This is a genomic window from Roseateles amylovorans, assembly GCF_025398155.2.
Classification (GTDB): Bacteria; Pseudomonadota; Gammaproteobacteria; order Burkholderiales; family Burkholderiaceae_C; genus Roseateles; species Roseateles amylovorans.
In genome coordinates this window covers 4773882-4795293 of the sequence record NZ_CP104562.2, presented here as the reverse complement: position 1 = coordinate 4795293, position 21412 = coordinate 4773882, and the positions used below count along the sequence as shown (strand labels likewise).

22 protein-coding genes are annotated in these 21412 nt (G+C 66.8%); 19 read left to right on the top strand and 3 right to left on the bottom strand.

The window, feature by feature from the left end; genetic code table 11:
- Positions 1-7: 7 nt before the first annotated feature.
- Positions 8-556 (bottom strand): NUDIX hydrolase, encoded by a 549-nt coding sequence (locus N4261_RS19915; protein ID WP_261757001.1) that lies wholly within the window; start codon positions 554-556, stop codon positions 8-10.
- A gap of 39 nt (positions 557-595) precedes the next feature.
- On the opposite strand from N4261_RS19915, the gene maiA reads away from it, so the two are divergent.
- Positions 596-1234 carry a maleylacetoacetate isomerase gene (gene maiA, locus N4261_RS19910; protein ID WP_261757000.1) on the top strand — a complete coding sequence of 213 codons (639 nt, stop codon included), beginning with the start codon at positions 596-598 and terminating at the stop codon, positions 1232-1234.
- 154 nt (positions 1235-1388) lie between these two features.
- Positions 1389-2114 carry a peptidoglycan editing factor PgeF gene (pgeF, locus tag N4261_RS19905; RefSeq protein WP_261756999.1) on the top strand — a complete coding sequence of 242 codons (726 nt, stop codon included), beginning with the start codon at positions 1389-1391 and terminating at the stop codon, positions 2112-2114.
- Here pgeF and N4261_RS19900 read toward each other — a convergent pair.
- Complete coding sequence (locus N4261_RS19900) at positions 2034-2504, bottom strand: hypothetical protein (RefSeq protein WP_261760874.1); 471 nt, start codon at positions 2502-2504, stop codon at positions 2034-2036. The two genes, pgeF and N4261_RS19900, sit on opposite strands and share 81 nt — an antisense overlap.
- A 322-nt stretch (positions 2505-2826) precedes the next feature.
- On the opposite strand from N4261_RS19900, the gene phaC reads away from it, so the two are divergent.
- From phaC to N4261_RS19860, 8 genes are all read left to right on the top strand, one after another.
- Positions 2827-4494, top strand: coding sequence for a class I poly(R)-hydroxyalkanoic acid synthase (gene phaC / locus N4261_RS19895; RefSeq protein WP_435532081.1), 1668 nt, complete (start codon positions 2827-2829; stop codon positions 4492-4494).
- A 229-nt stretch (positions 4495-4723) separates the two neighbouring features.
- Positions 4724-5911: an acetyl-CoA C-acetyltransferase gene (locus N4261_RS19890; protein ID WP_261756998.1), complete on the top strand. Its 1188-nt coding sequence runs from the start codon at positions 4724-4726 to the stop codon at positions 5909-5911.
- A gap of 136 nt (positions 5912-6047) precedes the next feature.
- On the top strand, positions 6048-6785 hold the full coding sequence (phbB, locus tag N4261_RS19885; RefSeq protein WP_261756997.1) for an acetoacetyl-CoA reductase: 738 nt from the start codon (positions 6048-6050) through the stop codon (positions 6783-6785).
- Complete coding sequence (locus N4261_RS19880; protein WP_261756996.1) at positions 6782-7720, top strand: IclR family transcriptional regulator; 939 nt, start codon at positions 6782-6784, stop codon at positions 7718-7720. Before phbB ends, N4261_RS19880 begins: the two co-directional genes overlap by 4 nt.
- A 304-nt stretch (positions 7721-8024) precedes the next feature.
- Positions 8025-8507 (top strand): VOC family protein, encoded by a 483-nt coding sequence (locus N4261_RS19875; RefSeq protein ID WP_261756995.1) that lies wholly within the window; start codon positions 8025-8027, stop codon positions 8505-8507.
- Positions 8497-8679, top strand: a complete 183-nt coding sequence (locus N4261_RS19870; RefSeq protein WP_261756994.1) for a hypothetical protein — start codon at positions 8497-8499, stop codon at positions 8677-8679. Before N4261_RS19875 ends, N4261_RS19870 begins: the two co-directional genes overlap by 11 nt.
- Positions 8651-9535, top strand: a complete 885-nt coding sequence (locus N4261_RS19865; protein ID WP_261756993.1) for a glycine betaine ABC transporter substrate-binding protein — start codon at positions 8651-8653, stop codon at positions 9533-9535. Before N4261_RS19870 ends, N4261_RS19865 begins: the two co-directional genes overlap by 29 nt.
- Before the next feature lie 155 nt (positions 9536-9690).
- Entirely contained in the window at positions 9691-10251 is a 561-nt protein-coding gene (locus tag N4261_RS19860) for a RidA family protein (RefSeq protein WP_261756992.1), read from the top strand.
- A 23-nt stretch (positions 10252-10274) separates the two neighbouring features.
- Here the strand turns inward: N4261_RS19860 and N4261_RS19855 are convergent, their stop codons facing one another.
- Positions 10275-11069: an IclR family transcriptional regulator domain-containing protein gene (locus tag N4261_RS19855; protein WP_435532080.1), complete on the bottom strand. Its 795-nt coding sequence runs from the start codon at positions 11067-11069 to the stop codon at positions 10275-10277.
- A gap of 83 nt (positions 11070-11152) precedes the next feature.
- Here N4261_RS19855 and N4261_RS19850 point away from each other — a divergent pair, with 83 nt between their 5' ends.
- The 9 genes from N4261_RS19850 to glnL all read left to right on the top strand — a co-directional run bounded on the left by N4261_RS19850 (position 11153) and on the right by glnL (position 21370).
- Positions 11153-11965: a TIGR00266 family protein gene (locus tag N4261_RS19850; protein ID WP_261756990.1), complete on the top strand. Its 813-nt coding sequence runs from the start codon at positions 11153-11155 to the stop codon at positions 11963-11965.
- A gap of 446 nt (positions 11966-12411) precedes the next feature.
- Positions 12412-13446 carry a YncE family protein gene (locus tag N4261_RS19845; protein ID WP_261756989.1) on the top strand — a complete coding sequence of 345 codons (1035 nt, stop codon included), beginning with the start codon at positions 12412-12414 and terminating at the stop codon, positions 13444-13446.
- Positions 13447-13456: 10 nt separating this feature from the next.
- The gene (locus tag N4261_RS19840; protein ID WP_435531955.1) at positions 13457-14323 is read left to right on the top strand and encodes a polysaccharide deacetylase family protein; all 867 of its coding nucleotides are present in this window, start codon (positions 13457-13459) and stop codon (positions 14321-14323) included.
- A gap of 45 nt (positions 14324-14368) precedes the next feature.
- Positions 14369-15448 carry a sterol desaturase family protein gene (locus tag N4261_RS19835; protein WP_261756988.1) on the top strand — a complete coding sequence of 360 codons (1080 nt, stop codon included), beginning with the start codon at positions 14369-14371 and terminating at the stop codon, positions 15446-15448.
- Positions 15448-16389, top strand: a complete 942-nt coding sequence (locus N4261_RS19830; RefSeq protein ID WP_261756987.1) for an EI24 domain-containing protein — start codon at positions 15448-15450, stop codon at positions 16387-16389. Before N4261_RS19835 ends, N4261_RS19830 begins: the two co-directional genes overlap by 1 nt.
- Positions 16390-16530: 141 nt before the next feature.
- Positions 16531-17337, top strand: a complete 807-nt coding sequence (locus N4261_RS19825) for a competence/damage-inducible protein A (protein ID WP_261756986.1) — start codon at positions 16531-16533, stop codon at positions 17335-17337.
- 274 nt (positions 17338-17611) lie between these two features.
- Entirely contained in the window at positions 17612-19030 is a 1419-nt protein-coding gene (gene glnA, locus N4261_RS19820; protein WP_261756985.1) for a type I glutamate--ammonia ligase, read from the top strand.
- A gap of 528 nt (positions 19031-19558) precedes the next feature.
- The gene (locus tag N4261_RS19815; protein ID WP_261756984.1) at positions 19559-20020 is read left to right on the top strand and encodes a hypothetical protein; all 462 of its coding nucleotides are present in this window, start codon (positions 19559-19561) and stop codon (positions 20018-20020) included.
- Positions 20021-20074: 54 nt separating this feature from the next.
- A complete protein-coding gene (glnL, locus tag N4261_RS19810) occupies positions 20075-21370 on the top strand; it encodes a nitrogen regulation protein NR(II) (protein WP_261756983.1) in 1296 nt (431 codons plus the stop codon).
- Positions 21371-21412 lie beyond the last annotated feature (42 nt).

The following is a 21412-nucleotide window of genomic DNA, read 5'->3' as shown; positions in this document are numbered from 1 at the left end:
CGCGACCTCAGTCGATGTCGGCCGTGTGCAGCGGATAGCCCTCGCCGCGGCGACGGTCGTCAAAGAAGCGCTGCAGGGTTTCGCGAACCGTGTGGAAGGCCAGCTCATCCCACGGCACCTCATGTTCGTGGAAGAGCTTGGCTTCCAGCGTCTCGGGCCCGGGATTGAATTCCGGACTCAGCAGTGTGGCCCGGTAGAACAGGTGGACCTGGCCCACCCGCACCACGTTCATCACGCAGTAGAGGTTGTGCAGCTCGAAGCGGGCGCCGGCTTCCTCGTCGGTCTCACGTGCCGCACCTTCGGCCACCGTCTCCCCCAGCTCCATGAAGCCCGCGGGCAGGGTCCATTTGCCCAGCCGGGGTTCGATCGCCCGCCGGCACAGCAGCACCTGGTCGTTCCAGACCGGGAGCGTGCCCACGACATTGAGCGGGTTCTCGTAATGGATGGTGCCGCACACCGTGCAGGTGGCGCGAGGCCGGTTGTCGTCCGCCGGGATGCGGTAGTCGATCAGGCCGCCGCAGGTGGGGCAATGCTGGAAGCGCCGCGCTTGGAACATGGACCGAGTGTAGCGGCCCCGCGTGGCATGATTCCTCGGATGGAGCTCTACAACTACTTCCGTTCCTCGGCCTCCTATCGGGTGCGCATCGCCATGGCGCTCAAGGGACTGACCTTCGACTACAAGCCGGTCCATCTGGCCCGCAACGAGCAGTTCCAGGAGTCCTACGCGGCGGTGTCTGCGTCGCGTCTGGTGCCGCTGCTGCGGGACGGGGAGGCGAGCGTGACCCAGTCGATGGCCATCATCGAATACCTGGATGAGATCCATCCCACCCCCTCGCTGCTGCCCGGTGATGCGCTGAGCCGCGCCTACATCCGCGCGCTGTCCCAGGACATCGCCTGCGAGATCCATCCGCTCAACAACCTGCGGGTGCTGCGATACCTGGTCAAGGACCTCGGCGTGACCGACGAGAACAAGACCCGCTGGTACCGCCATTGGGTCGAGAGCGGCCTGGGGGTGGTCGAACATCGCCTGGCGCAGGAAGGCCGCGCCGGCCGCTTCTGCTTCGGCGAGACGCCCACCATGGCCGACTGCCTGCTGGTGCCCCAGGTCTTCAATGCCCAGCGCTTCGACTGTCGGCTCGACCATGTGCCGACCGTCATGCGCATCCACGACCACTGCATGACTCTGGAGGCCTTCCGCCTGACCCATCCCGATGCCTGTCCCGATGCAGCGTGAGTCCGACCCGATGAGCCGATCGACGATGAGCCACCCGCCACGGCATCCCGCAGCGCATCCAGCGACGCACGCCTCAGCGCAAGCGCCCTGGCACGCCGACTGGCTTCGACCCGACTGGCAACTCCCGCCCAGCTTCCCCGGCGTGGAGGCCTTCATGACCACCCGCGCAGGCGGGGTGAGCGTGGGCGGCTACGAGAGCCTGAATCTCGGACGCGCCGTGGCGGACGATCCGGCCGCCGTGACCGAGAACCGGCGCCGCGTGGCTCAAGCCGTGGGCGCCTCGCCGGTGTTCCTGAAACAGGTCCACGGATCGACGGTGCTGCGGTTGGAGCCGACCCATGTCGCGGCGGATGCGGATCCGCCACCCGCAGATGCCAGCATCAGCACCGACCCGTCGATCGCCTGCGCCGTCATGGTGGCCGACTGCCTGCCGGTCCTCTTCGCCGCGCCCGGTGCCGTCGGTGCGGCCCATGCGGGTTGGCGCGGTTTGGCCGGCGGCGTGCTGGACCACACGGTGGCTGCGCTGTGCGAGGCCGCTGGCACCGATCCGCGATCGATCCATGCCTGGATGGGCGCCTGCATCGGTCCGGAGGCGTTCGAGGTGGGCGCCGATGTGCTGCAGGCGTTTGAGGTCGATGCGGTCCACCGCGATCAGCCGCTGTTCCGCTTCCAGCCGAACGAGGCCGGCGAACCGCGCTGGCGCGCCGATCTGGCCGGCCTGGCGCGTCGTCGATTGCAGCGGCTGGGACTGGTCCCGGCGGCCATCACCGGCGGAGGGTGGTGCACCTTCAGTCAGCCGTCACGGTTCTTTTCGTTCCGCCACGAGCGGGTCGATGGCCGGCGCAGCGGCCGCATGGCGGCGGTGATCCGATTGCGCTGAAGACGCGGAAGACGCCAAAGACTCCGCGGACGCTGAAGACGCTGATGGTGGCGGGCCGTCTGCGTCATGTGGCGGCGTGTCGTCGGATGCCGCCGGGATGACGACTGCCGAGGCCAGGGGAGGCCTTGCTGCCTGCGCCGCATCGGGTACGGGCGACGGGTCGGTGGTGACCTCGAGCGTTGTGGCCTGTGCGGCGGCCGCCGCTTCGGCCTTTCGCCGCAGGGCCCGACGGGCGGGTGCGCCCATCAGGTACATCACGATCGACAGCGGCAACGCCCCATACAGCACGAAGGTCACCAGCGCGCCCAGCACCGTGCCTTGCGGACTGGTCGCTTCCGCAGCGGCCATCAGCAGCACGACATACATCCAGGCGATCGCGATGAGGACCATGAAAAGCGTCAAAGGCCAGCGCTGAAAACTGCGGTGATCGGTGGGCGGGCATCGCCACGCTGTGTCACGCGGGGGTAAGCTGGACGGGCTACAAAAGTCCATGAGCATATGCGAAGGCTGCGCTGTCTTCCGGGTGGATGACTGTGGCAAGCTTCTTGCTCGGATCAGCACAAGGAGACTCATGAGCGCGATGCACGCCGCCGGCACGACTGATGCCCCCGCCCCCGCCGAATCCGCAGCCGCGTCATCGGCCGCGTCATCAGCCGCGTCATCGGCCACCCCGCATGACTTCGAGCATCTGGCCGCGCAGGCCACCGAGCTCATGTCCGGCTGGGCCCAGGGCTTTGGCGACGCGCTCAAGCAGTTGCAGTCCATGCAGATCCCGCCCGACGCCTGGGCTTCGCTGCAGCAGGATTACCTGCGCCAGGCCGGGGAGCTCTGGAACCGCACGCTGCATGAATCCCATGAAGGCGCCGTGGCGGCCGCCGCGGCCTCCGAGCCGCTCAAGGACCGCCGCTTTGCCAACCCATCCTGGAACGACAACCGGCTGGGTCATTTCACCGCTGCGCTCTATCTGCTGAATGCCCGCACGCTGCAGCAGATGGCGGACCAGGTCCAAGGCGACGACAAGACCCGCGCCCGGATTCGTTTTGCAGTGCAGCAATTTGTCGACGCGACGGCACCCAGCAACTTCCTGGCTTTCAATCCAGAGGCCCAGCAGCGCGCGCTCCACACCCAGGGCGAGAGCATCGCCCGCGGCATGCAACTGCTGATGGAAGACATCCGCCGCGGTCATGTCTCGCAAACCGACGAAAGCGCCTTCGAGGTCGGCCGCAATGTGGCCACCACCGAAGGCAGCGTGGTGTTCGAAAACGACTTCTTCCAACTGCTCGAATACAAGCCGCTGACCGCGCAGGTGCATGAGCGTCCGCTGCTGATGGTGCCGCCCTGCATCAACAAGTACTACATCCTGGATCTGCAGCCGGAGAACTCGTTGATCCGCTATGCGGTGGCGCAGGGGCATCGCACCTTTGTGGTGAGCTGGCGCAATCCCGATGCGAGCTGCGTGCACTGGAATTGGGACGACTACATCGAGCAGGCCGCGATCAAGGCCATCGAGGTGGTTCAAGCCATCAGCGGCAGCAAAACGCTCAACACCCTGGGCTTCTGCGTGGGGGGCACCATCCTCTCGGCCGCGCTGGCGGTGCTGGCGGCGCGCGGCCAGCAACCGGCGGCGAGCGTCACCTTGCTGACCACGCTGCTTGATTTCTCCAGCAACGGCATCCTGGATGTCTTCATCGATGAAGCCTCGGTGCGGCTGCGCGAGCTCACCATCGGCCCCCAGGCGCCCAACGGACCGGGCCTGCTGCATGGTCAGGAACTGGCCACCACCTTCAGCTTCCTGCGCCCGAACGATCTGGTCTGGAACTATGTGGTGGGCAACTACCTCAAAGGCGACCCGCCGCCGGCTTTCGACCTGCTCTACTGGAATGGCGACGCCACCCATCTGCCGGGGCCCATGTACTGCTGGTATTTGCGCCACACCTATCTGCAGAACGATCTGAAAGTCCCGGGTCGCCTGACCACCTGCGGTGTGCCGGTCGACCTGGGCGCGATCAAGGCGCCGGTCTATGTCTACGGCTCGCGGGAGGACCACATCGTTCCCTGGGAGGCGGCCTACCGCAACACCCAGGTGTTCACCGGGAAGAAGCGTTTCGTGCTGGGCGCGTCCGGGCACATCGCCGGCGTGATCAATCCCCCGGCCAAGAACAAGCGCAGCCATTGGATCGGCAAGACCGCCGCGCTGCCCGCCGACGGCCAGACGTGGATGAAAACCGCCGTGGAGCATCCAGGCAGCTGGTGGCCGGACTGGTCCGCCTGGCTGGCCTCGCACGCGGGCGCCCAGAAGGCCGCGCCGCGTACACCGGGCAATCGGCAATACACGCCGATCGAGCCGGCGCCAGGTCGCTACGTCAAGGAGCGCGCATGAGCGCCTGCGGCCCTCGACACGCCTCCGTCGACCGTCGACGACCGGTCTGGCCGACCCCGTCCCGCCTGTCCGACCCCAGCGCCTCGGATCCCAAACCCAAAGCCCTGAATCCTGAATCCTGAACCCTGAACCCTGAACCCTGAACCCTGAACCCGACAAGAACGAGACGCCAGAACCCGGAGGTTCCAGGCGTCCGCCCCCTCGTTTGACGCCTTTCAAGGAGAGAGACATGAGCACAGCCCAAGACATCGTCATCGTCGCCGCGGCCCGTACGCCGATCGGCAAATTCGGCGGCGCGCTGTCGAAGACGCCCGCCAGCGAGCTGGGCGCGATCGTCATCCAGGAATTGTTGCGCCGCAGCGGGCTGCCGGCCGACCACATCAACGAGGTCATCCTGGGTCAGGTGCTGCAGGCCGGCGTCGGCCAGAATGCGGCGCGACAGGCGGTGATCAAGGCCGGCCTGCCGGTGCATGTGCCGGCCATGACCATCAACAAGGTCTGCGGCTCCGGACTCAAGGCGGTGATGCTGGCCACCCAGGCCATCCGCGACGGCGATGCCGACATCCTGATCGCCGGCGGTCAGGAAAACATGAGCCTGTCGCCGCATGTGCTGCCCGGCTCGCGTGACGGCCAGCGCATGGGCGACTGGAAGCTGGTCGACACCATGATCGTCGACGGCCTCTGGGATGTGTACAACCAGTACCACATGGGCATCACCGCCGAGAACGTGGCCAAGGAATACCACGTCAGCCGGGCCCAGCAGGACGAACTGGCGCTGGCCAGCCAGCAGAAGGCCGCCGCCGCTCAGGATGCAGGCCGCTTCACCGCCGAGATCGTGCCGGTGACGCTGCCGCAGAAGAAGGGCGATCCGATCCTCTTCTCGGCCGATGAATTCATCAACCGCAAGACCAACGCCGAAGCGCTGGCGGGCCTGCGCCCCGCCTTCGACAAGGCCGGCACGGTGACCGCCGGCAATGCCTCCGGCCTGAACGACGGCGCGGCCGGGCTGCTGCTGATGAGCGAGGCCAAGGCCCGTGAGCTGGGCCTGCAGCCGCTGGCCCGGATCGCCTCCTATGCCAGCGCCGGCGTGGATCCCGCGACCATGGGCATGGGCCCGGTGCCCGCCTCGAAGAAGGCCTTGCAGCGCGCGGGCTGGCAGGCCAAGGACCTCGATCTGCTGGAGATCAACGAGGCCTTCGCCGCCCAGGCCTGTGCGGTCCATCAGCAGATGGGCTGGGACACCGCCAAGGTCAATGTCAATGGCGGCGCGATCGCGCTGGGCCATCCGATCGGCGCGTCCGGCGCCCGTATCCTGGTGACGCTGCTCCACGAAATGATCAAGCGCGACGCCAAGAAAGGCATTGCCAGCCTCTGCATCGGCGGCGGCATGGGCGTGGCGCTCTGCGTGGAGCGCTGAGGTTCACGTCGGTCGTCGGGGCCATTGACCGGCGAACCCGCTGAGCTTGTTGCATTCGAATCGCGTCTCTTCATCTCACACTTCGGGATCTCCAGCGCAAAGGCGCGGCGCATGGCGGTCCATCCTGGAGACAACCATGAGTCAGAAAATCGCATATGTGACCGGTGGCATGGGCGGCATTGGTACCGCGATCTGCCAGCGTCTGCACAAGGACGGCATGAAGGTGATCGCAGGCTGCGGGCCCAGCCGGGACTACACCAAATGGCTCAATGAGCAGACGGCACTGGGCTACCAGTTCTATCCGTCGGTGGGCAATGTGGCGGACTGGGAGTCCACCGTCGCGGCGTTCGATCGGGCGGTCGCGGAGCACGGCACCATCGACGTGCTGGTCAACAACGCCGGCATCACCAAGGACCGGATGTTCCTCAAGATGACCCGCGACGATTGGGACGCGGTGATCGACACCAACCTCAACAGCATGTTCAACGTCACCAAACAGGTGGTGCCCGGCATGGTGGACAAGGGATGGGGGCGGATCATCAACATCTCGTCGGTGAACGGGGAAAAGGGCCAGGCCGGCCAGACCAACTACTCCGCCGCCAAGGCCGGCATGCATGGCTTCACCATGGCGCTGGCGCAAGAGCTCGCCAGCAAGGGCGTGACCGTCAATACCGTCAGCCCCGGCTACATCGGCACCGACATGGTCAAGGCGGTCCGGCCCGACATGCTGGAGAAGATCGTGGCGCAGATCCCGGTCAAGCGCCTGGGCGAACCCGAAGAGATCGCCTCCATCATCGCCTGGCTGGCCAGCAGCCAATCCGGCTTCACCACCGGCGCGGACTTCAGCTGCAACGGCGGCCTGCACATGGGGTGAGCAAGACCTTGACTGAGCGGTTGAATGCGCCCTTGCCCGGGATCGGGCTAGGGGCTGGGCTAGGGGCTGGGCTCGCGGCTGGAGCTGGCACTGAGGCTGGGTCTGGAACTGGAACTGGAACTGGAGCCGGAACCGGAACCGGGACTGGCACCGGCACCGGGACTGGCGCTGGGCCTGCCCTGATCGGCTCCTTCGACAAGGGCCTGCGCATCCTGGATCTGATCGTCCAGGCGCAGCGCCCGCTGCGGTTGCAGGATGTGGCGGATGCGCTGGACATCGACAAGAGTTCGGCGCTGCGCTTCATGGCGACGCTGCAAAAGCATGCGCTGGTGTCACGCGACCCGATCGACAAGACCTTCACGCCGGGCGCCCGGCTGGCGCTGTGGTCCAGCGGCTTGGGCCCTGAGACGCGGCTGACCGAACGGATTGCCCCCCATCTGCGCGCCCTGGTGGATGACACCGGCCAGACCGCGCACCTGGCGCTGCTCAGCGGCGATGGCGTGCGGCTGGTCGAGGTGTCGCCGGGCCGCGGCGAACTGGCCGTGCGGCAGACCCCAGGCGACTGGGAGCCGCTGTATTGCTCCGCCGTGGGCAAGGCTTTGCTGGCCTTCCTGCCGATGGCGGCGCAGCGCCGGCTGATCGACTGCCTCAGCTTCCGTGAATTCACGCCGAGCACGCTCAGCTCCGTGGCCCTGCTGCGGGCCGAACTGCGCGATGCGGTGCATGCGGGCATCGCCTTCGACGAGGCGGAGAACCACCCGGACATCCACTGCATCGCCGCCCCGATCCGCGACCGGTCGGGCTATCCGATGGCGGCGATCGGCATCTCCGCGCACCGGCGCAGCTTGGCCCAGACGATTCGCCTGCAGGGCGACTGGATCGCCGCTGTCCATCGGCGCGCGCAGCAGGTCACCGCGGAACTGCTCGGCGGCTGATCGGTTCCCGCCTGACCCCGGCCTGACCCCGGCCGGTCCCGGTCGGCCCCGATCTGCCCCCATCAGCGCTGGCCTGCGCCGGTCTGCCTGGCGCCCCCGCGAGCGAATTCGGGATGACCCCGTTGGACTGACTCCTTCAGACTGACTTTGACTCAGGCTGATTGACTCTGACGGCCTTCGTCCCCTGCATCTGCGATCCCGTTCCGGCTTCACGGTCGCGAGTTGATTCATCGTCAACCACACGACTTGTCGATCGTGGCGACCGCTCCTACTGTCGCGTTCCCCAGTCGACGAGGAGCGGGCCATGCAGGTCCAACGCATTGATCATTTCACGCTGCGAACGCCGCATCTGGCGCAGACGCTGGCGTTCTACGAGTCCGTGGTCGGACTGACCCCCGGCCCTCGACCGGCCTTCGGCTTTCCCGGCGCCTGGCTCTATGCCCAGGGCCGTCCCATCCTGCATCTGGCCGAACTGGTCCCCGGTGCGAATGAGGCGCTGACCCGTTACCTCGGTGACCCGGCGGTGCGGCCCGGCGGTGGCACGGTGGACCACATCGCCCTGCGCTGCACCGATCTGCCGGCGCTGGAACAGCGGCTGCGACGCTTGTCCGTGCATTACGAGGCCCGCACCGTGCCCGCCTTGGGCGAGCACCAGTTGTTCGTGATCGACCCGAACGAGGTTCGAATCGAGTTCATCTTCGATGCCGCCGAGCCCGCGAGTTGGCACACCGATGCCGAAGGCGTTTCTCTGACGACGTCCGCAACTGCTGCAAAGGTTGGCGCATGAAGACCACCACCTCACACGCCGCTGGGTCGGCAACTGGCCACGGCGCCTCGGGGGCGTCGGCCACATCTGCGGCGTCGGCCACATCGGCGGCGTCAGCCACATCGGCTACATCGGCTACATCGGCCATATCGGCAACGGCCGCCGTGTCCGCACCGCGCGACGTGCCGGCTGACACCGCGCGCGCGGCGGACCGCGAGGCAACCACTGGTCTGCCCTCGGGGGCACCGTTGCGCATCGGGGTCATCGATCTGTCCTTCCACGCCGCCAGCAGCGGGGTGGTGGCGGCGCTGTTGCGCCGGGACGGCATTCCCTTCGAATTCCGTCACGCACCGCATGAAGCCTTGTTTGGCTTGCTGGCCAATGACGAGATCGATCTGGCGATCTCCGCCTGGCTGCCGGGCAGCCACGGCGCCTACATCCAACCCTTCGAGGATCAATTGGTCAAGCTGGGTGTGCTCTACCAACCGTACGCGATCTGGGGTGTGCCGGACGAGGTGCCGGTGCAGGAGGTCGAGGCCGTGGCCGACCTGCTCAAGCCCGCCGTGGTCGCGCGCATGCGCAAGACCATCCAGGGCATCGGGCCTGGTGCGGGGATCAGCCGGTTCTCACGGGAAATCATGGACGCCTACCGGTTGGGTGAGGTGGGCTATGAGTTTCGCAATGGCAGCCTTCAGGATTGCGTGGGCGCCTTCGAATCGGCGGTCCAGGCGCAGCAGTGGGTGGTGGTGCCGCTCTGGCATCCGCAGTTCCTGCACAACCGGCATCGCATTCGCGCACTGCGCGAGCCGCTGGGCCTGCTCAGAGGCCAGGACGAGGCCACGCTGGTGCTGCGCCGATCGGCCTTGTCGCGGGTGCCCGCCAGGACGCTGAACTGGATGCGTCGGATCTCGCTGGGCAATGCCGTGGTGGCGGCGCTGGACGATCAGATCAGTCGTGGCGGCCTCACGCCCGAAGGCGCCGCAGCGGACTGGATGGCGCGCCATCCGGAGATCGTGGCGTCTTGGGAGGCGCAGGAGCCTCCCGCTTGACGGGCGTTGTCGACACCACCCGCCGTCCGGCAGCCCGAGCCAGCCCCGGCACACCCCCCAGGCCGGGCACGTCCAGCACATCCAGTGCGTTTGGTACGCCCCGAGCCCGCGTTGCCAGCGAGCCCCTTTGCCCATCGCCTCCACAGGAACTCATGATGCCGATCAGCGCCGATCCGCCGACCTTTGCGTCCTCGACGTTCAACTCAGCCCCGTCGGAGGGTCATGGCATCGCCATGCGGTCACCTGCCTCGGGACTGCCCATGGAGCGGCTGGCGGCCTTGGGTCTTCAATTGCCACCACCGGCACTGCCGGTCGGCGCCTACGAGCCGTGGCAACGCGTGGGGACGCTCATCACCACCTCGTTTCAATTGCCCTGGCAGGGCGACCGGCTGGCCTTCACCGGCCGGCTGGGCGAGACGCTGTCGATCATGCAGGGCCGTGAGGCCGCGGTGTTCTGCGCGCTGCAAGGCATGGCTCAGCTGGCCTCAGCCGCTGATGGCGATCTGAATCGCATCCGGCTGATCCGCGTGGATGGTCATGTGGGTTGCGTGCCGGGCTTTCGGCACATTCCGCAGGTGCTGGATGCGGCGTCCACCTTGCTGAGGGACGTCTTTGAACCCCGGGGCCGGCATGCGCGTACTGCGCTTGGGCATCAGGTCATGCCGCTGGACGCCCCAGTGATGCTGGGGTTTCTGGCTGAACTTGTTTCGGGCTGACGAGTGGCGGGGAGGTGTGGCCCTCAGCCCTTGATCTGCAGCAGCCGCGACAGGCCCTGTGCGGTCTCCTGCAACCGTGGCAGCCCTTGCTCCAGCAGGATCTGCGGCGGGGTGCGGCTGGCTTGGGTGCTGATGTTGATCGCCGCCAGCACCCGACCGTTGCGTCCGGTCACCGGAACGGCCAGCGCGATCAGGCCGTCTTCCAACTCCTGGTCGACCAGGCACCACTGCTGCTGGCGAGCCTGTTCGATGGCCACGTTCAGTTCTTGCTGATCGCGCACCGTGCGGCTGGTGTAGGCCTTGAGCGGCAGCTTGGCCAGTTGCGCCTCGCGCTCCTCGTTGGGCAGCGCGGACAGCAGCACCCGGCCCATGGCGGTGCACCAGGCCGGCAGGCGGCTGCCCACGCCCAGCGTCATGCCCATGGTTTTTCGGGTGGGCATGCGCAGGACAAACACGATGTCCGAACCTTCCAGCACCGCGATCGAGCAGGATTCCTTGAGTTCGCTGGACAGTTGCTGCAGCAGCGGTTCCGCGAACTGCCACAGCGGTTGGGAGGAGAGGTAGGCAAATCCCAGATCCAGGATCTTGGGCGTGAGTTCGAACAGGCGCCCCTCGGCGCGCACGTAGCCCAGCGTCTGCAGGGTCAGCAGGATGCGTCGCGCGCCAGCGCGGGTAAGGCCGCAGCGACGGGCGACCTCGGTGAGCGTCTGGCGTGGGGCGTCAGCGCCAAAGGCGCGAATGACCGACAAACCACGTGCGAAGGATTGCACATAGCTGTCGCCGGGCTTGAGCGTCGGAGCGCTGTCGTCGCTGGGCATGGGCGTCATGGTTCAAGTATAGGAAGGTGGAGAAACGTTAATATCCGGCCCGTTTCATTGAGTTGTGACTGAAGGTGATCACCATGGGCATGGATGTAGTCGACTACGAAATCAAGGGCGCCGAGATGCAGTTCGTCGAGGTCGAACTGGATCCTGGGGAAGCGGCCATCGGCGAAGCCGGGAGCATGATGTTCATGGATGCCGGCATCGGCATGGACACCGTGTTCGGCGATGGCTCGGCCAGCCAGGGCGGGTTCTTCGGCAAGCTGCTGGGCGCGGGCAAGCGGCTGGTGACAGGCGAATCGCTGTTCACCACCATTTACACCAACCAGGGGCAGGGCAAGCAGCGGGTCGCCTTTGCGGCACCGTATCCCGGCAAGATCTTGCCGATGGACCTGGCCAAGCTCGGCGGCACGCTGATCTGCCAGAAGGACGCGTTCCTGTGCGCGGCCCGCGGGGTGTCGCTGGGCATCGCCATCCAGCAGAAGCTGTCGACCGGCTTCTTCGGTGGTGAAGGTTTCATCATGCAGAAGCTCGAGGGAAATGGCCTCGCATTCGTGCATGCGGGCGGCACAGTGGTTCGTCGCACGCTGCAGCCGGGGCAGACCCTGCTGGTCGATACCGGTTGCGTGGTGGCGTATACCCCGAACGTGAATTTCGAGATCCAGTACGTGGGCAAGATCAAGACCGCGCTGTTCGGTGGCGAAGGCCTGTTCCTGGCCAAGATGACCGGTCCGGGCGAAGTCTGGCTGCAGAGCCTGCCGTTCTCGCGTCTGGCGTCCCGCGTGTTCGCTGCGGCGCCTCAGCGCGGCGGCTCCCGCGAGGAAGGCTCGATGCTGGGCGGATTCGGCGCTGCCGGCCTGCTTGGCGGCATCCTGGGCGGCGACGACGAGTAAGTGCCGCCTCACCCGCCTGGCCTGTGAAGGCCAGGCGCGGGGGATCACCTGGAGGAGCGGGAGGGCCCGCATGGCCGCGCCGCGCCGGCCGGCCTCCAGGACTCGCACGGCCCGCACGGCCCACACGCCCCGCACGGACCGCCACGTGGCCCGCATGGCCCGCACGACTGCGGTCCGGCCCCACGTCAGTCCGGCACAGCCGTGCCGGGCGGGCCTGGATCTCCAGCCATCGGGCAGGTAAGGGCGGGCAGTCATGCGCCTTTGTCGGCATGAACGGTGCCCGGCGGTGGCCCGGAGTCTGCCGACTGCGAATCTCCGTCGATTGTTGACGGCGCCCACAGATGGCGGGGGTGCAGGCCACACTTCCATGGCTTCGGCACAGGCATCCGGCCTACACTTGAGGGCTGTCACGGCGTGACCGCCGCTGCCTTGTTCAAGGATCTCAGATGTTGTTCTCTCCCGCGCGGACGCTGGTCGCCGCCCTGGCCCTGTCCACCGCTGGCTGGGCCGCCAGCGCCGGCGCCACCTCGGTGCCTGCCGCTGCCCCACCGGTCGCCACCAGTCCCATCTTCGTGCTGAACTCGCTGGATGCGGACATCAGCGTGATCGACCCCAAGGGCTTCCGCGAGCTCAAGCGCATTCCGACCGGCAAGGAACCGCACCATCTCTACCTGACGCCCGACCGCAAGACCATGGTGGTCGCCAATGCGCTGGGTGATTCGCTGACCTTCCTGGACCCGGTCACTGCCGAAGTGCAGCGCACCGTGCGCGGCATTCCCGATCCCTACCACCTGCGCTTCTCGCCCGACATGAAGTGGCTGGTGCTGGCCGGCAACCGGCTTGACCATGTGGACATTTACAAGTGGCAGCCGCAGAACCAGGCCCAGCCGCTGGTCCTGACCAAGCGCTTCGCCGCCCCCAAGACGCCCAGCCACCTGTCCATCGACAGCAAGAGCTCGGTGGTCTATGCCAGCTTGCAGGACAGCAGCGAATTGCTGTGCATCGACCTGAACACGATGACCCCGCGTTGGAAGGTCCCGGTCGGCAAGCTGCCGGCCGACATCTACCTCACGCCCGACGACAAATACCTCCTGGTCGCGCTGACCGGCGAGCGCAGTGTCGAGGTCTACGAGGTGGGCGGCGCGGCGCAGCCGCGGCTGGTCAAGCGCATCGAGACCGGCGACGGCGCGCACTCGTTCCGCGCCCTCGGCGACAAGCGTCATGTGCTGGTCAGCAACCGCGCGGCCAACACCATCAGCAAGATCTCGCTGGAGAGCTTCACCGTGGTAGACACCCTGCGTGCCCCCGGCGGCCCGGACGACATGGAAATCCTGACCGACGGCCGCACGCTGATGTTCACCTCCCGCTGGGCCCGCAAGCTCACCGTGATGGACCTGCAGACCAAGCAGATCCTGCAGCAGGTCAAGGTCGGCAAGTCCCCCCACGGGGTGTGGACCCTCGACCAGATGCCGCGCCAGTGAGGCCTCGATCGTGACACACCCGATCCGGACGTCCCCCGGCCGACGCGCGTTGCTCACCCTGCTGGGTGCGGCCGTGGTCGCGCCGGGCGTCGGCGCGCAGCCCCAGGGCGCGCCCTGCGACAAACCGGTCTACCTGACCTTCGACACCGGGCACATGGGGGTCGCGCCGCTGATCGTGGACACGCTCAAGCGCTTCGATGCCAAGGCCACCTTCTTCCTGGCCCAGGAGCCAACGATGGACGGCGGCCAGACCCTGGACGACCGTTGGGCGCCCTGGTGGAAGGCGCTGGCGGCGCAGGGCCATGATTTCGGCTCGCACACCTGGTTCCACGACGCCTGGGCGGCGGACCTGCCGGACGGCCGCTTCCGCTTCCGTCGCGCTGCGGGCGAACAACCGGTCCAGATGGTCGAACTCACCGCTGCGCAGTACTGCGAAGAGCTCAAGCGTCCCGCCCAGCGTTTCCTGGAAATGACCGGGCGGCCGATGTCGATGATCTTCCGTGCGCCGGCCGGCCGCACCTCGACAGCGCTGCTGGCGGTGGCGCAGTCCTGCGGTTACCGTCATGTCGGCTGGAGTCCGTCCGGTTTCCTGGGCGATGAACTGCCCAGCGACCGGTTCCCCAACCAGGCCTTGCTGGAGCAGGCGCTGCGCCGGGTGAAGCCGGGCGATATCCTGATGGCGCATCTGGGCATCTGGTCGCGCCAGGACCCGTGGGCGCCGACGGTGCTGGAGCCCTTGCTGCAGGGATTGAAGTCCCGCGGCATGTGTTTTGCGCCGTTGCGGGATCATCCCGACTATGCGGCCTGGATGCGCAAGCCGGCCGAGTCGGCACTGGCGCAGGGGCCGGCGAGCAGCAGGCCGCGGCAGACGAATTGACGGCGGGTGGCATAACGCGAGGACAACGGGAGCGTTGATCAAGTGATGGACTGGTTCACCGATCTGTTTGGCCAGGCGCAGCAGGCGCTGTATGAGGGCGTGGTGCAGCCCATCGTGTTCGGCCTGGGCTACGGCAACCTGCTGGAGGACGCCTTCGATGCCACCGGCTGGTTGCTGGTCGGCCTGATGCAGATCGCCGTGCTGCTGGTGGTCCTCGGCGCACTGCAACGCTGGCGCCCGGCGGAGCCGGTGACCGATCGCCGCGCGATCCGCATCGACGTGATCTACACGCTGATTCAGCGCCTGGGGCTGTTCCGGCTGGCCATGTTCTTCACCATGGTGCCGGTGTTCGACACCATGACCGGCCAACTGCGTCTCTGGGGCATTCCCACCTTCCAGCTCGATGCCGTCTGGCCTGGCGTGACCGACCAGGCCTGGATCAGTTTCGTGATCTACCTTCTGGCGTTCGACCTGCTCGGCTACTGGCTGCATCGTGCGCAGCACCAGTTCAACTGGTGGTGGGGATTGCATTCCTTGCACCACAGCCAGCGCCAGATGACGATGTGGAGCGACAGCCGCAACCATCTGCTGGACGACCTGCTGATCGACAGCGCGGTCGCGCTGGTGGCGCGCATGATCGGTGTGGGTCCAGGTCAATTCGTGGCCCTGGTGGCGATCTCGCAACTGCTCGAAAACCTGCAGCATGCCAACCTGAGGATGCACTTCGGCGCCCTCGGTGAACGGCTGCTGGTGAGCCCGCGGTTTCACCGCCTGCATCACTCGATCGGCATCGGTCATGAAGGCCATGGCCGCGGCACGCTGGGTGGTCATAACTTCGCCGTGCTGTTCCCGATCTGGGACGTGATCTTCCGCACCGCCAATTTCCAGGACCGCTGGGACCCGACCGGCATTCGTGACCAACTGCCCGAAGAGGGCGGCCGCGATTACGGCCAAGGCTTCTGGGCCCAGCAATGGCTGGGGTTGCGGCGCATGTTCGGCGGAAGGCGTGCGGGATTCTCCTCGCCGGTGTCGTCCCCAATGCCCACTTCCCTGCCCACTTCCCTGCCCACGCCTGCGCCTGCGCACACCACAACAACACGCCTGACCTCCGGAGGGGACGACTGATGATCAAGCCCATGAGCCGCATCGCGGACGGCTTCTGGCGCGCGGCCGCCTACTGCCTGCATCCGCGGGTGATCGGCTGGTCGCTGCTGCCCTTGATCCTGCTGGCGGCATTGAGCGCGGTGCTGTCCTACTTCTTCTGGGAATCCGCGGTGGCGGGTGTCCGGGCGACGCTGGAATCCTGGAGCCTGATCGAAGGCCTGTTGAAGTGGCTCGACAGCCTGGGCGCCGGTGGCTTCCGCACCGTGCTCGCGCCGATGGTGGTCATCGTGTTGGCCTCGCCAGCGCTGGTGATGCTGTGCCTGCTGGCGGTGGCCGCGATGATGACGCCGGCCCTGGCCGATCTGGTGGCGCAGCGCCGGTTTCCCGGGCTGGAACGCAAGCATGGTGCGGGCTTTTTCGCCAGCCTGGGCTGGTCGCTGGGCCACACGCTGGTGGCCATGGTGGTGCTGGTGCTGTCGCTGCCGTTCTGGCTGATCCCGCCGATTGCCTTGATCGTTCCGCCGCTGACGCTGGGATGGCTCTGCTACCGCGTCTTCACTTTCGATGTGCTGTCCGAGTTCGCCTCCGCGCCCGAGCGTCGTGCCTTGCTGTCGGAGCATCGGCTGCCACTGATGCTGGTGGGCCTGGTCACCGGCTACCTGGGCGCCGCGCCGGCGGCCCTGTGGGCGTTCAGTGCGCTCACCCTGGCACTGGCCCCGCTGTTCGTGCTGCTGTTCGTTTTCCTGTCGACGCTGGTGTTCGCCTTCAGTTCGCTGTGGTTCTCGCACTATGCGCTGGCGGCCTTGCAGGACATGCGTCGCACGAACACGGTCACGCCGCGTGAACCCGATCCGGTGATGGATGTGCTGCCCGCCAACTATGCGACCGCGCCGCCCTTGCCCTCGGATGGCCCGGACTTCGGTGCGCCCGCGCTCGACAAGCCGTCCCCGCTCAACCCCTGACCCCCGGCGGGGCGACCGCCTGCGGGCGGCACCCGGCCAGTCTGCGGCAGCCGTTTCGGCGACGCCGCTTTCACCTCCTGCGTGTGCACGTGCGCACGTTCCCACATCTCCACACGTCCACCTTTGGAGCCACGATCGACCATGAACATCGGCCTCATCATCATTGGCGACGAGATCCTGTCCGGCAAGCGCCAGGACAAGCACCTGGCCAAGGTCATCGAACTGCTGTCGGCGCGCGGCCTGTCGCTGTCCTGGGCCAAGTACCTGGGTGACGACCGCGATCAACTCACCCGCGAGCTCAAGACTGCTTTCGACAGCGGCGAGCTGGTCTTCAGCTGCGGCGGCATCGGCGCCACACCGGATGACCACACGCGCCAGGCCGCTGCTGCGGCGCTGGGCCGGGAGATGGCGCTCCATCCGGAGGCGGCGGAATCAATCTGGCAGCGCGTCCAGCAGATGGCCACCGAGCAGGGCACGGTGGCCGAGCGCGACCATCCCGACACCCACCGCCGCATGGAGATGGGCGTGTTCCCGGTGGGCGCGAACGTCATCCCGAATCCGTACAACAAGATCCCCGGCTTCTCGGTCGGCACCGTCTATTTCGTGCCGGGCTTTCCGGTGATGGCCCATCCGATGATCGAATGGGTGCTGGATCAGCAGCATGCGGACCTGCACCGCGCCGTCGGCCTGCGGGAGCGCTCGATGATCGTGCAGGGCGCGATGGAGGCCTCGCTCACGCCGCTGATGGTCCGCATCGAGTCCGAGTTCCCCGGCATCAAGGTCTTCTCGCTGCCGAGCGTGGACCATCCGACCTGGGGCCGCCACATCGAACTGGGCGTGAAGGGCGTCACCGGCACTTCGGACGACGCGCTGACCGCCGCCTACGACGCGCTGCGCCAGGGAGTCGTCCAGTTTGGTGCCTCCATTGGCACTGAATTGGTGCGATGATGCACCACGGCGAGCCGGGATGCCTCGGCGCGGCCGGGCGGTTCGGGTGCCTGTCTCAGAGGGGCGCCCCCGGCTGGCGCGCGCCGCACGCGCGCCAGCGCCGCATGCACCGAGCTGGCGCCTGCGACGTCATCGGCCGGTAATCCGTTGGCATGCAAACTGCTAATTGGTCCCGTGCTTGAGGCGCGGACGTCGTTCCAATGAGGCACGAGCTTCACCGCGCATCCTGTCTGCCGAATCTTTCTTTCTAATCCAGCCCCCCGAGGAGTGATTGATGGCCACCAAGACCGTCGCCGACGTGATGAACCTGGTCAAGGAGCATGAGGTCAAGTTCGTTGACTTCCGCTTCACCGACACGCGCGGCAAAGAACAGCACGTGTCCGTGCCCGTGTCCGCGTTCGACGAAGACAAGTTCACGTCGGGCCATGCCTTTGACGGTTCCTCGATCGCCGGCTGGAAGGGCATCGAAGCATCCGACATGCTGCTGATGCCGGATCCCAACACCGCCAACGTCGACCCGTTCTACGAAGAGCCGACGCTGATCCTGACCTGCGACGTCATCGACCCGACCGACGGCAAGGCCTATGAGCGCGACCCGCGCTCGCTGGCTCGTCGCGCCGAGGCCTACCTGAAGTCCTCCGGCCTGGGCGACACCGCCTACTTCGGTCCGGAACCCGAGTTCTTCATCTTCGACAGCGTCCGCTGGAATGTGGACATGTCCGGTTCGTTCGTGAAGATCGAATCCGAAGAAGCTGCCTGGAACACCGGCAAGGAATACGAGCACGGCAACAGCGGCTACCGTCCCACCGTCAAGGGCGGCTACTTCCCGGTGCCCCCGGTCGACAGCGGCCAGGACATGCGCTCGGAGATGTGCCTGATCCTGGAACAGATGGGCATCCCGGTCGAAGTGCATCACCACGAAGTGGCGAACGCCGGCCAGATGGAAATCGGCACCAAGTTCAGCTCGCTGGTTCAGCGCGCGGACTGGCTGCAGCTGCAGAAGTACATCATCCAGAACGTGGCCCATGCCTATGGCAAGACCGCCACCTTCATGCCCAAGCCGATCGTCGGCGACAACGGCTCCGGCATGCACGTCCACCAGTCGGTGTGGAAGGACGGCAAGAACCTGTTCGCCGGTGACGGCTACGCCGGTCTGAGCGACTTCGCGCTGTACTACATCGGCGGCATCATCAAGCACGCTCGCGCGCTGAACGCCATCACCAACCCCGGCACCAACAGCTACAAGCGTCTGGTTCCCGGCTTCGAAGCCCCGGTGAAGCTGGCCTACTCGGCCAAGAACCGTTCGGCCTCGATCCGCATCCCGTACGTGGCCAACCCCAAGGGTCGTCGCATCGAGGCGCGCTTCCCGGATCCTTCGGCCAACCCGTACCTGGCCTTCTCGGCCCTGCTGATGGCCGGTCTGGACGGCGTGGAAAACAAGATCCATCCGGGCGAAGCCGCCACGAAGGACCTGTACCACCTGCCGCCGGAAGAAGACGCGAAGATCCCGACCGTCTGCCACAGCCTGGACCAGGCGCTGGAGTATCTGGACAAGGACCGCGCGTTCCTGACCAAGGGCGGCGTGTTCACCGATGCCTACATCGATGCCTACATCGAACTGAAGATGCAGGAAGTCCAGCGCTTCCGCATGACCACGCACCCGGTCGAGTTCGACATGTACTACTCGCTGTAATGGCAACAGGGCAGGGCGTCATGTCCCCACGGCACACGACGCCCCGCCCGCCTTCCCGACCGGCCGCACGCGAGTGGGCGCCGGCACCCCATCCGGGGCGACATGAGGGAAGCCAAGAGGGACGACTTCGGTCGTCCCTTTTTCATGCCCGGCGGGTCGACTCGACCCCCCCGCGAGCCGGCGCAGGCACGATCGCTCTGCAAGCGCTGCAAGCGCTGCAAGGTCGGCACGGTGTGAGGCGTGTGCCTGGTCTGACCGGTGGGGCAGGGCGCTCGGTCGCGCGGCATCGTCCTGAAACCTGCCGTACACCGGACGTTGGCTCGGCCCATCGCGGTCCGGTGTGCAGTGTTCCCGCTGCGTACACCTCGCAACAGCGAGAAGCTATGACCGTTTCCTCCCACAGCCCGGCTTGGGTCACAATGAGTATCGACTCAGGTCAGTGGGAAGCAGGGAATGCAGATGAAGCGGGTTGGGTGTCCTCGAGGGAAAGCAGGCGGTTGGCTCGTCCTGGCGACGCTGGCCGCGACCATGGCGGGCCCCGCCGTGGCGCAGTCGGTGGTCTACCGGTGCCCGGGGCCGCCGGTGCTCTACACCGATGCGCTCTCGGCCAAGGAAGCCGCGGACAAGGGTTGCCGCAGCATCGAGGGCACGCCGATCACCGTGTTCTCGCCGATCAAGCCCAAGAACGCGCCCGCGGCCGCGCCCACCTCCAACGCCTCCGGGACCCAAGGTGAGCTGCGTGTCGACCCCAAGGACCAGAAGGTGCGCGACAACGAGCGCCGTCGCGTGCTTGAGCAGGAACTGCGGGAGGCCGAAGAGCGTCTCACCAAGCTCCAGCAGGAATACAACAACGGCCAGCCCGAGCGGCGTGGCGACGAACGCAACTACCAGAAGTACCTGGACCGCACCGCCGAGCTCAAGGCCAGCGTGGCGCGCCAGGACAGCGACATCCAGGCCATCAAGCGCGAACTCGCCAAGCTGCCGCCCTGATTCGGGTGCGGTGGTTCAGGCTGCGCCGCGCGATGACGGCGACGACGCAGCACGATGAACGCCAAATCCACTCCGGCGCCCGATTCCGCGGCGCCTGCCCCTTCCCCCAAAGCCCGGTCCGGCGGCGCCAAGGCGCGTGCCGCCCCTGCGGCGGCGGCCGCTTCCAGCACGGCCCCCTGTGATGCCGTCACGGGCGACGCGACACTGCCCCCCGCGGTGCCGCTCGGCACCGTCCCGCCCGCGGCGACCCCACCCGGCACGCCGAAGAACGGCCTCGACCCCAGTCCCTACCAGGCCTTCGATCTGCTCGCCACCCTGGTGGCGGTGGTCCGGCCGGATGGGACCTGCGAGTTCGCCAACACCGCTGTCGAGACCCTGTTCAACCTGCCGCGTCGCGCGGTGCAGGGCAGCAATCTGCTGGAGTGGTTCGCCGATACCGCCCGGCTGGTCGACGCCCTGGAAGGCGTCAGCCGCAATGACTTCTCCAGCAGCCGGTTCGACGCCCAGATCCGCCGCGGTCCACGGGCGCATGACGACCTGCTGCCGGTGCATGTGATCGTCAGCCAGACCGAGGACTCCCAGCGCCTGGTCATCGAGTTGATCGAGAACGCCCAGCAAAGCCGCCAGGACCGGGAGGAGCGCAACCTCGACCAGGTCCGCTCCACCAAGGAGCTGACCCGCAACCTGGCGCATGAGATCAAGAATCCGCTCGGCGGCATTCGTGGTGCCGCGCAACTGCTGGCCCTGGAGCTGCAGCCGACCGACCTGTGGGCCGAGCTGGAGGAATACACCGAGGTCATCATCCATGAGGCCGACCGCCTGCAGTCGCTGGTCGATCGCCTGCTGGCGCCGCATCGTCGGGCCCAGGTGGTGGGGGATGTGAACATCCACGAGGTTTGCGAACGGGTGCGCACGCTGGTGCTGGCGCAGTATCCGCGTGGCCTGAAGCTGCTGCGCGACTACGACATCTCGCTGCCCGACTTCCGCGGCGACCGGGAACAGCTCATCCAGGCGGTGTTGAACATCGTCCAGAACGCCGCCCAGGCGCTGCATGAGCGCATCGCAGAAGGCGACGCGCAGATTGCGCTGCGCACCCGGGTGGCCCGACAAGTGACGATTGGCAAGCAACGCTGGCGCTTGGCATTGGAATTGCATATCGAAGACAACGGCCCGGGCGTGCCGGATGAGATCAAGGACCGCATCTTTTTCCCGCTGGTGTCGGGCAGGGATGGGGGCTCAGGTCTCGGACTCACGCTGGCGCAGACGATCGCCCAACAGCACCAAGGGATGATCGATTGCGACAGTCAGCCCGGCCGGACCGATTTTCGAATCACCCTGCCTTTGCCTTGAGCCGCGGTCACAAGCCGACAACGAGGTAAAGGGGAGCCATAG